8 protein-coding genes are annotated in these 8,242 nt (G+C 71.5%); 6 read left to right on the forward strand and 2 right to left on the reverse strand.

Going from position 1 to position 8,242, the window contains the following annotated elements; all coding sequences use genetic code 11:
• The 5 genes from QSG27_RS25920 to QSG27_RS25940 all read left to right on the forward strand — a co-directional run.
• On the forward strand, positions 1 to 1,240 hold a 1,240-nt coding region (locus QSG27_RS25920), incomplete at its 5' end, for a DUF2491 family protein (RefSeq protein ID WP_306711278.1).
• Between the two features lie 39 nt (positions 1,241 to 1,279).
• A complete protein-coding gene (locus QSG27_RS25925; protein WP_306711280.1) occupies positions 1,280 to 1,705 on the forward strand; it encodes a DUF350 domain-containing protein in 426 nt (141 codons plus the stop codon).
• Positions 1,706 to 1,736: 31 nt separating this feature from the next.
• On the forward strand, positions 1,737 to 2,507 hold the full coding sequence (locus tag QSG27_RS25930) for a hypothetical protein (RefSeq protein ID WP_306711282.1): 771 nt from the start codon (positions 1,737 to 1,739) through the stop codon (positions 2,505 to 2,507).
• Positions 2,508 to 2,618: 111 nt separating this feature from the next.
• Positions 2,619 to 2,786: a hypothetical protein gene (locus tag QSG27_RS25935; protein WP_306711284.1), complete on the forward strand. Its 168-nt coding sequence runs from the start codon at positions 2,619 to 2,621 to the stop codon at positions 2,784 to 2,786.
• 110 nt (positions 2,787 to 2,896) lie between these two features.
• Positions 2,897 to 4,156, forward strand: a complete 1,260-nt coding sequence (locus QSG27_RS25940; RefSeq protein WP_306711286.1) for a M16 family metallopeptidase — start codon at positions 2,897 to 2,899, stop codon at positions 4,154 to 4,156.
• 122 nt (positions 4,157 to 4,278) lie between these two features.
• On the opposite strand, the gene QSG27_RS25945 is transcribed toward QSG27_RS25940, so the two are convergent.
• On the reverse strand, positions 4,279 to 5,292 hold the full coding sequence (locus tag QSG27_RS25945; RefSeq protein WP_306711287.1) for a DUF2125 domain-containing protein: 1,014 nt from the start codon (positions 5,290 to 5,292) through the stop codon (positions 4,279 to 4,281).
• Positions 5,293 to 5,400: 108 nt separating this feature from the next.
• Here QSG27_RS25945 and QSG27_RS25950 point away from each other — a divergent pair, with 108 nt between their 5' ends.
• On the forward strand, positions 5,401 to 6,039 hold the full coding sequence (locus QSG27_RS25950) for a gamma-glutamylcyclotransferase (RefSeq protein ID WP_306711289.1): 639 nt from the start codon (positions 5,401 to 5,403) through the stop codon (positions 6,037 to 6,039).
• Positions 6,040 to 6,086: 47 nt separating this feature from the next.
• On the opposite strand, the gene QSG27_RS25955 is transcribed toward QSG27_RS25950, so the two are convergent.
• A partial coding sequence (locus tag QSG27_RS25955; RefSeq protein ID WP_306711291.1) for a TIGR02302 family protein occupies positions 6,087 to 8,242 on the reverse strand: 2,156 nt, incomplete at its 5' end.

Consider the following 8,242-nt stretch of genomic DNA (forward strand, 5'->3'; position numbering starts at 1 on the left):
CGCGCCACCCGCCGGTTCCGGGTCCGGTGGGAGCGGAGGGGGAGGGTGGCAGGGCGGCGGCGGCTGGGGCTCCGGTTGGGGTTCGGGATGGGGGCAGCGGCGCACCGGCGGCTACGGCCCGGGCGGCTGGTACGGCGGCTGGCGCCCGCCGGGCTGGGCCTATGGCAGCCGCCCCAGCTTCGGCCTGTGGGACGGGTTGTTCCTGTGGTTCCTTCTCGACCACCTGTCGCGTCCCGGCTACGCCGACTGGTTCCACAATCACCAGAACGACCCCGGCTACGCGGAGTGGCGCGCGGAGGCGGAACGGCGCGCGCAGGACGATCCCGACCTGCGCCGCCGTCTGGACGATCTCGACACCCGCCTGCGTGCGCAGGAGGACCGCCCGCGCGACCCCGGCTATCTGCCGCCGGACATCCCGCGCGAGGTCGCACAGGCCGCGCCGGAGACCTCCTCGGACGGTTCCGGGGGTGGCATGGGCACGGTGCTCGTCCTGGCGTTGCTCGCCGGGGCGGGGGTCGTGGCCGTCGCCGTCCTGCGCCGCCGCTCGTCCGGCTCACGATCCGGAGGTTCCGCCATGACCCGTTCGCCCTGGAGCACCGCCGCCGGCATCGTCAAGGCCAAGGCCACCGGCGCGGCCTACGAACCGTCGCTGTTCCGCGTGGGCATGACGCTGACGCCCGATCCCACGCCCTTCCTGCTGGGCGGCGCCGCGATCAAGACGGCGGCGCCGGAGGGGGCCGGCACGATGGTCGGCGTGGAGGCCGTGGGCACGTTGACGGGCGGCGGGGTGACGCTGCACCGCCTGTATCTGCCGGGCGGGCGCGGCTTCTACCAGCTTCATCTGGGGGCCGGGGGGACGCCGGACGAATGCCGCTGGTTCTCCGTGCTGGACGAGGTGCACCCCGCCGACAATGAGGAATGGGGCTTCTGGCTGGCCGATGCCGACGGGATGATCGGCTACCCGCAATTCCAGACCAAGGACGGCAAGCTCTATGGGCGGCTGTGGTCGCCCGGCGCGTCCCGCATTGCCCCCGTCACCTTCGACGAGACGCTGACCGACCACCGCGGCAGCCGCACCCGCCGCCTGACCGCCATGCTCTACGCGGCCCCCACCGGCGCCGACGACCCCGCGCCCCGGACCGAATATGTGCTGGTCGCGGCGGTGGAGGACGGCGGCGCGGCGTGGGTGGAGGTCCGCGCCGGAATCGACGTCAACCCCGCTTCCCTCTCCCTTGCCTGAGTCCCCTGCCCGATCCCGCCAGCCCGGATGGAAGACACCATGGACACCAGCGTCGCGCAAATCCTGCAAGGCCTCGGATCCGGCCTGCCGCTGCTGCTTCTGCATTTCGGAGCGACCCTGGCTCTGTTCCTGATCGGGGTGGCCGTCTACGTCGCGGTCACGCCGCTGCACGAGCGCGACCTGCTGGCGAGCGGCAACCAGGCCGCCGGCGTGGTGCTGGGCGGCACGGTGGTGGCGCTGGCGATCCCCCTGGCGGCGACGCTGGCGACCAGCCTCGTCCTGGCGGACATCCTGATCTGGGGGACGATTGCCCTGGTGCTGCAACTGATTACCTTCCTGATCGCCATCCGGCTGTTCCGCGATCTGCGCCCGATGATCGAGTCCGGCAACGTCGCCGCGGGCACGGCGCTGGCTGGGCTCCAGATCGCCGTCGCGCTGCTGAACGCCGGAGCCATGGCGGGTTGAAGCCCCGCCGCAACGGAGAGGAACCGCAACCATGATCTCGTTCATCCGCAACCTCGTCGGGGTGAAGACCGATCAGGCCGTCCAATCGGCGGTGGAAGCCCTGGTCCGCTGGGACCCGAAGGCCGCCACGGAGGCCGAATTGCGCACGATGGAAGAGCATCTGGACAATCTCGGCCTCCAGGTCGCGCAGGCGCGCGCCGCCTATGAGAAGGAGCGGACGGAGGCCGACGCCATCCTTCAGCTGTCCCGCCAGCGCATGGCCGCCGCCGAGCATCTGCAAAGCCAGGTGGAGGCCGAGGCGGACGCCGGGCGCAAGGCGCAGCTTGAGAAGAGCCTGGAAACGCTGGTGGGGATGCTGGAACGGATGGCCCCGGACATCGACCGCGAGGAGCAGGACGCCCACGACGCCCGCGACTTCCTGACCATGCTGGAGACGACCTACGCCGAGGCCGGCGGCAAGCTGAAGGCCGCCCGCAGCGCCTTGCAGCGGGCCGAACGGGACATGGGCCGCGCCGCCCAGCAGCGCGACATGGCCCAGCAGCGGGCGGAGGCGGCCCGGCAGGCGGCGGGGCTGAGCGGCGCCACCTCCAGCCTCGGCACGGCGCTGAAGGCGATGCAGGACGCGGCGGCCCGCGACCTCGCCCAGGCGGAGGCGTCCAACGCCAAGGCCACGCTGCTGAAGCCGTCCAAGCCGGAGGAGGACGATCCCCACATCAAGGCGGCGCTCGACGCCGCGGCGGGGGCGAAGCCGGCGCCCAGCACCCTGTCCGACCGTCTGGCGGCCCTGAAGACGAGACACTGAGCGGGCATGGATAGGATTGCTCTATTGGTGGGATAGGGAAAACGGAATCGATCCTATCGGTTTTCTCCGCCATGATGGACGCCGTGAAGGTCTGATCGCCGGAGGAAAACCATGCGCAGGTCGATGGCGGAGCTGATGAGCGAACTGGAACGGCACGGCGTGCGGCTGCTGCCGGGCGGGCGTCTTCTGGTGCCGGGCGACGTTCCGGCTCCGCTGCTGATGCGCGCCCACCGCAACCGCCGCGCGCTCAGCGCCGCGCTGGCGCCGGCGCGCGGCTGATGGCGGCTTGACCGCGGCCCTTTGGGCGTTGTTCCTGCGCGGACGGCATCCCACGTCATGACGACGCCCCCATTTTGCGGGCGGCCCCGTGCCCAACCAGGAGACTGTGTGTGACGATCCAACTGACCACCCTCGCCAACGGCTTCCGCGTGCTGACGGACCACCTGCCGCATCTCGGCACGGTGACCAGCGGCGTGTGGGTCGGCGTCGGGGCGCGCAACGAACGGCCCGCGGTGAACGGCATCGCCCATTTCCTGGAGCACATGATCTTCAAGGGCACGGAAAGCCGTGACGCGCTGGGCATCGCGCTGGAGATCGAGAACCGCGGCGGCGAGTTCAACGCCTACACGGACTACGACGTCACCGCCTATTACACGCAGATGGCCGCCAAGCACGTCGATGTCTCCTGCGAGATCATCGGCGACATCGTGCTGAACTCCGTCTTTCCGGAAGAGGAGGTGGAGAAGGAGCGCGGCGTGGTCATCCAGGAGATCGGCCGCTACGCCGACGAGCCGGAGGACGTGGTTTACGAGGCGCTGCGCCGCACCGCCTTCGACGGGCAGGCGCTGGGCCGTCCGATCCTGGGGCCGAAGGAGAACGTCGCGGGCTTCGGGCGGGACCATCTGTTCGACTATGTGTCCCATTACGACCCGCGCCGCATGGTCTATGTGGTGTCCGGCAACGTCGATCACGGCACGGTGGTGCGCCGGGCGGAGGCGCTGTTCGGTCATCTGACCGCCAAGGACGATCCCTTCCACGAGACGGTCGTCAACAAGGGCGGGGCGGCGCTTCTGACGCGCGACGCCGAGCAGGTGCATTTCATGGCCGCCTTCCCCGGCGTCGGCACGGAGGACGCCGCGAGCTACGCGCTGCGCCACCTTGCCAACATCCTGGGCGGCGGCATGACCTCGCGCCTGTTCCAGGAGATCCGGGAGAAGCGCGGGCTGGTCTATTCGGTCTACGCGGCCCCCATCCAGTATGCGGACGGCGGCGCGCTCAGCTTCTACGCCGGCACCGGGCCGGAGGAGGTGGCGGAGCTGGTGCCGGTCTTCTTCGAGGAACTGCGCAAGGCCCGCGACGGCGTGACCGCGGCGGAGCTGGAGCGGTCGAAGGAGCAGATGCGCTTCTCGGTGGGCAAGTCGCTGGAATCGACCATGCGCCGCGCCGACCGTTTCGCCCGCACCCTGCTGCGCACCGGCGAGGTGCGGACCATCGAGCAGATTTTCGAGCGCATCGACGGCGTGACGCCGGAGGATGTGGCGGCGGCGGCCAACCGCGTCTTCGCCGGCCCGATGGCGGTGTCCGCGGTGGGAAAGCTGGACCATCTGCCGTCCTATGAGGACATGCAGGGGATGCTGAAGGCGGCGTGAAGGTCCTTATGTCGCAACGCTTGCCCCCTCCCTAACCCTCCCCCGCCTTTGGCGAGGGAGGGGATTTTCTCCCTCTCCCGCGAAGCGGGGGAGGGCCGGGGAGGGGGCAGCCGGTCGCTCCCCTACCAAACCACCGCCGGCAGCGCCGCGACCTTCAGCGGCCCGAGGAACAGCCCGCGGTTCTGCACGGTGACCGGGGCGGTCAGCACCGGCTCGCCATCCGGTCCGGTGGGGCGGGCCAGCAGGCCCAGCATGGTGCGGGCCATCGCCAGATCCTTGGGCCGGAACAGGCCCTGAAGCGCGTCCAGCACCGCCTGGAACCCGCGCACCTCCGCCGTCAGCGCGGCCTGCGGCTGCAGGGCGGCATCCAGGGCCAGCGTGCCGTTCATCGCCAGCTTCAGCGGTCCCCAGTCCAGGTTCAGCCCATCCAACTGGAGCGTGCCGCCGCCGCGGCTCCAGGCCGACAGGCTGACCGGCTCCGGCTTCGGCGGCTGGCCCAGGATGCGCGCCGTCAGCAGAAGCCGCTGCACCTCGCGGCCCAGCGAGCCCGGCACGCCGTCCGGCAGGGTGGCGCCGCGGGCTTCCAGCGTGACGGACAGGCCGGTGTCGGTGTGGCTGGCCGGCGGTTCCGCCGGCTGGGCGGCGGTCAGATCCAGGGCGGCGATGGGGACGGGAAGGGCGTCGGGCTGCGCCACGAGGTTGGTGAAGGCCAGCCGCGCCTCCACCGGCTGGCCGGCCAGGGTGAGGCCGACATGGCCCTGGCCGCCGTCGCGGGCGACCAGCGTGAAGGGCGGCTGGTTCGCCTGCACCACCGTCACCGTCTGCTCGCCGGGCAGCGACAGCGCGATGCGCGCGTAATTCCAGGGGGGCGCCTCCGCCACCAGGCGGGCGCCCCGCCATTCCACGTCGCGGGTGGCGAGGTGCGGCGCCTCCAGGGCGGCGCGGATGGTGAAGGGATAGCCACCGACGCTCAGCCCGCCATGGGCCACCAGGGCGCCGGCCGCCCGCTGATCGTCCATCCAGGCGAGCACGCCGCGCTCCACCGCCGCCGCCGCCTGCCACCACCAGACCGAATAGGCGCCGGCCAGCAGGGCAAAGGCAAGAACGGCGAAGCCCAAGATCTTCCGAACGCGCATCTGTGGCATTTCCGTTTTATGGCATCCACCTTATAGCGGGCGGCCTGGGGCCGTGCTAGGATTCATCGCGTCGGCGCCAGTCGGCGCACGCTGCATTACTTAAGGGTCATGCTGCTCGATACGCGATCCCCTGTTGCCGAGCTTCCGGCCGATGCGCCGGCGCAGCGTCCGGCCTCCGCCGCCTCTTCCTGGTCCAGCGACATCGCGGTGACGCCCGGCGCCGACCTGTGGGTCTTCGCCTACGGTTCGCTGATGTGGAACCCGGAGTTTCCCTTTCTGGAGCGCCATCCGGCGGTGCTGGGCGGCTATCACCGCCGCTTCTGCGTCTCCTCCCACCGCTACCGCGGCACGCCGGAGCGGCCCGGGCTGGTGCTGGGGCTCGACCGTGGCGGCTCCTGCCGGGGCATCGTCTTCCGCGTGGCCGCGGAGCGGGTGCCCGAAACCCTGGACCATTTGTGGGACCGGGAGATGCTGAACCGCGTCTACCGGCCCAAGCTGCTGCCCGTGCGTCCGCGCGACGGCGGGGCGCCGGTGACCGCCTGCACCTTCGTGGTGGACCGCCGGCACCGGCAATATTGCGGCTGCATGGACGAAACCACCATGGCGGAGCGCATCGCCGGGTGTCGGGGGGAACGCGGTCCGAACCTGGACTATCTCGTCAACACGGTCGCCCATCTGGAGGCCATCGGCATCCACGACCGCGGGCTGTGCAGCCTGCTGGCCGCGGTGCGCACCCGGCTTGCCTGAGTGGGCTTGCCTGAGGGGGCTCGCCTGAGGGAGACGGAAGCGCCGCCTCAGAACTGTTTCAGCAGCCGGTCGATGTACTCGCGCTCCATCTGCGGGCGGCCATACTGGCCGGAGCGGCGGCGCAGCTCGTCCAGGATCTCGCGGGCGCGCTGGAGTTCGGCTTCCTCCGGGATCTTCACGTCGTCGCCGTTGTAGTTGCCGAAGCCGGAGGGGCGGCGGCCCAGCGGGTCGCGGTTGCGGCCCTGGCCCTGGCGCTGCTGCTGCGCCTGTCCGGGCTGCTGCCCGGTCATGGCCGGACCCTGCTGGCCCATCATCTGCTGCATCATCTGCTCGGCCATGGCCTGCATGCCCTGCTGAAGCTCGTCCATCGCCTGGGTCTGCGAAGGGACGGCGGAGCCGGGCTGCCCCTGCTGGAGCGCCTGGCCGGCGTCGCGCATGGCCCGTTCGGCGCGGCCCAGCGGGCGGGGGATGTCGCCGCCCTGCTGCTCGCCCATGCGGCGCATCAGCTCGCCGAGCTGGCGGCGCAGCGCCTCCTGCTGCTCGGCCTGCTGCTGCATCAGCGGGCTGCCGGACCGGCCCTGCTGGCCTTGCTGCCCCTGCTGCTGGCGGCCCTGGCGGTTGCGCGGCCCCTGCTGGCCCTGCTGGCCGTCCTGCTGGCCCATCTGCTCCTGCGACTGGCGGAAGGTCTGGTCCAGAAGGCTCTGCTGCCGCTGCGCAAGCTCCTGAAGCTCGCGCATCATCTGCCACGCCTCGTTCTGGCCCTGCTGCTGCATCTGGGCCATGGCGCCGTTGCGCATGTTCTCCATCATCTGCTGCAACTGGGACAGCATCTGCCGCGCGGCGTCGCGGGCGCCGGTCTCGGCCATCTGCCGCATCCGGTCCATCATCTCCTGGAGATCCTGGCGGTCCATCATCTGGTCGGCCATGTCCGGCGGCACCATGGGGATCGGATCGCCGCGCTCCAGCGCCTCGCGCATCTGCTGCTCCATGGCGTCGAGGAACTTGTCGAGCGCCGCCTGAAGCTCGTCCATCAGCTTCTTCAGCTCCTGGTCGTCCGCCCCGCGCTCCAGCGCCTCGGCCAGACGGCGCTCGGCGTCGCGCAGGTCGCGCTCGGCCAGCGACAGGCCGCCGTCCTCGATGCGCAGCGCGGTCTCCCACAGCAATTGCTGAACGGCGGGGACGGAGGCCGCCTCCTCGTCCAGCAGCAGGCGGTTCACCGCCGTGCGCAGCGCCAGGAAGGCCACCAGATCGCCGCCGAACTGGCTGGGCCGGGACGAGAGGTCGGCCAGCGCGCGGGCCACCTCGATGCGGAGCTGCTTGGGCCGCAGCGTCAGCTTCTTGCGTTCCTCCACGATGGCGCGGGCGACGGGATGGTTGAAGACCCGCTCCGGCAGGACCATCGCCACGTCCTCCGTGCTGCCGGTCTGGCCGGCGCCGTCCAGAGCGGTCAGGCGGACGGTGACGTTCAGCCCGGCCCAGGGATGGGCGGTCAGGTCGTGGAAGGCGGCGTTGCGCGCCTCGCGCGGGCGGACGCCGGGCAGGGCCAGCGGCAGCTCCAGAGGGCTGCGGTCCAGCGCCGGGGCTTCCTCCTCCGGCACGGCCAGCCGGACGACGGCCCTGGCCTCGGCCAGCCCGTAATCGTCCTGCGCCGTGTAGTCGAGCCGCAGCGCCCCGCGCTCGCCCTTGGCCGGCGGACTGGCGTAGGCGATGGCGGGCGGGGTGTCCGGGATGATCCGGACGTTCCAGCTTCCCAGAACGCCGGAGCCCTGGGTCACGGCGATGCGGTTGCCGTCCTCGATGGGCTGCTGGATCTGGAAGGTGGAGGAATCCACCGCCTCGAAGGCGGCGGTCCTGGTGCCGGCCTCCAGCGAGGGCGTGCCGCCGCCGCCGGTGACGCGGGCGAGCACGAGGCTGCCCTTGGGGACCGGCACGGGATCGGCGAGGTTGGGCGTGTGGGCGGGGTTGGCCGACTTCAGGAAGACCGGAGGCAGGCCGGTGTATTCCGGCGGAGTCACCCACAGATCGAGCGTCGCGACCGAGGCCGCCGCCGTCCCGCCGAGGCGCGGGCTGACGGCGGCGGACAGCCGCGGTTTCCAGTCGCCCCAGGTGGCGCCGCCCGCGGCGATCAGTACCAGCACCACCAGCGCCCGCAGGGCGTAGCGGTCGTGGGCGGCGAGGCCGTCGGACGGCGGCCAGGCCACGC

It is taken from the genome of Azospirillum isscasi (assembly GCF_030849505.1).
In the GTDB taxonomy this organism is placed as follows: Bacteria; Pseudomonadota; Alphaproteobacteria; order Azospirillales; family Azospirillaceae; genus Azospirillum; species Azospirillum isscasi.

Excerpts from the sequence above, each read along its gene's own strand:
- QSG27_RS25925 (WP_306711280.1), top strand. The coding sequence starts at position 1,280 with ATGGACACCAGCGTCGCGCAAATCCTGCAAGGCCTCGGATCCGGCCTG.
- QSG27_RS25930 (WP_306711282.1), top strand. The coding sequence starts at position 1,737 with ATGATCTCGTTCATCCGCAACCTCGTCGGGGTGAAGACCGATCAGGCC.
- QSG27_RS25935 (WP_306711284.1), top strand. The coding sequence starts at position 2,619 with ATGCGCAGGTCGATGGCGGAGCTGATGAGCGAACTGGAACGGCACGGC.
- QSG27_RS25945 (WP_306711287.1), bottom strand. The coding sequence starts at position 5,292 with ATGCGCGTTCGGAAGATCTTGGGCTTCGCCGTTCTTGCCTTTGCCCTG.
- QSG27_RS25950 (WP_306711289.1), top strand. The coding sequence starts at position 5,401 with ATGCTGCTCGATACGCGATCCCCTGTTGCCGAGCTTCCGGCCGATGCG.